The following is a 1,249-nucleotide window of genomic DNA, read 5'->3' as shown; positions in this document are numbered from 1 at the left end:
TCGTTGACCGATGGCGCCCGATTAATTGAGCAATGCGATTAATTTTATAGCCTTCTTGATAGAGTATTTCTATTTTTGAACGTTCCTCTATGGTAAGATGTGTGTAGCTCATAACAGACCTCCGTGTGTATGTTTTTGTCGTTACTAACATTTTACACGAACCTGTTATGGGTTTCTTTATTTGTCGCACTTAATTTTACAATTCATCGAATATAAAACAATCAAAAACCTATACATAATCAACTTTTCATTTGTTACTAAAAGTTATTCTCATAATCATTACCAAATACCATTACATATATGCGTGAGTTAATGGTTTAATAAAAAAATATTTTTGCAGCGTTAATCATTAAATTTATTTATATATAGCAGAAAAAATAATGCTTAGAGGTGAAATGATGAGAATTGCTTATGCCAGAGTATCAACAGACAAACAAGAACTCTATCGTCAACTAGAGATTTTAGAAAAAGTTGGTTACGATAAACTTATACAAGAAAAATTTACAGGTACGCAAAAGAAACGTGCAGGACTAGATGCCTTATCTAATACCGTACGATCAGGAGGTACTGTCATTATAGAATCGATTAGTCGATTAGGTAGGAAAACGCTAGATATTCTGTCTACGGTTGAAGAACTAAAATAACAAGGAGTTAAAGTCATTTCGTTAAAAGAGAGTTTGGATACCTCAACACCCACAGGTCAGACTATGTTTCAGAAGATGGCAGTTATTGCTCAATTAGAACACAATTTAACAGTGCAGCGAGTAAATAACGATTTAGCATCGGCTAAAACTCGAGGAGCGAAGCTTGGTAAACCAAAAATAGATACGCAAAAGGTAAAGGATGCTTTACGTTTATATGATTAAGGACAATTATTCAATCAAAAACATTATTCAAATCACTGGCATCTCTCAAGGATTATTATATCGAAAAACAAAAGAGAGTGAATCTAAACAAGTTTTGACTAATAAGAAAAAATGATAATTTATATTACAATGATTAGAGTAGTAAGAGAGTGTTAACAAAAAATAATATACGAATTTTTAGCAATTTAAAAACCAAAAAAGAGAGTAGATTTTATTTATTCTCTTTTTTGATTTTTAGATGTTAATTTTTTAGTATCGCCGATTGTAAAATTAAGCTAGACAACTAAAACAGCCATTTGTGGTACACTCAACTTGTAATTCCGACCAAAGAATACAAAGGAGTGACCACAAATGACCTACACCCATCTTACCACGGATGAACT

Annotated in this window: 1 protein-coding gene and 1 pseudogene; one reads left to right on the top strand and one right to left on the bottom strand. The window is 31.9% G+C overall.

Features of this window, described 5'->3' with window-relative positions:
- Positions 1-112, bottom strand: a 112-nt coding sequence (locus FEZ33_RS13035; protein ID WP_138404493.1) for a helix-turn-helix domain-containing protein, incomplete at its 3' end; no start/stop codon positions are given.
- Positions 113-380: 268 nt separating this feature from the next.
- On the opposite strand from FEZ33_RS13035, the pseudogene FEZ33_RS12210 reads away from it, so the two are divergent.
- A pseudogene (locus tag FEZ33_RS12210) lies at positions 381-866 on the top strand (recombinase family protein).
- Positions 867-1,249 lie beyond the last annotated feature (383 nt).

It is taken from the genome of Ruoffia tabacinasalis (assembly GCF_005864045.1).
GTDB classification, from domain to species: Bacteria; Bacillota; Bacilli; order Lactobacillales; family Aerococcaceae; genus Ruoffia; species Ruoffia tabacinasalis.
The sequence above is the reverse complement of the archived record's forward strand: the minus strand, read 5'-3'. Positions and strand labels throughout refer to the sequence as shown.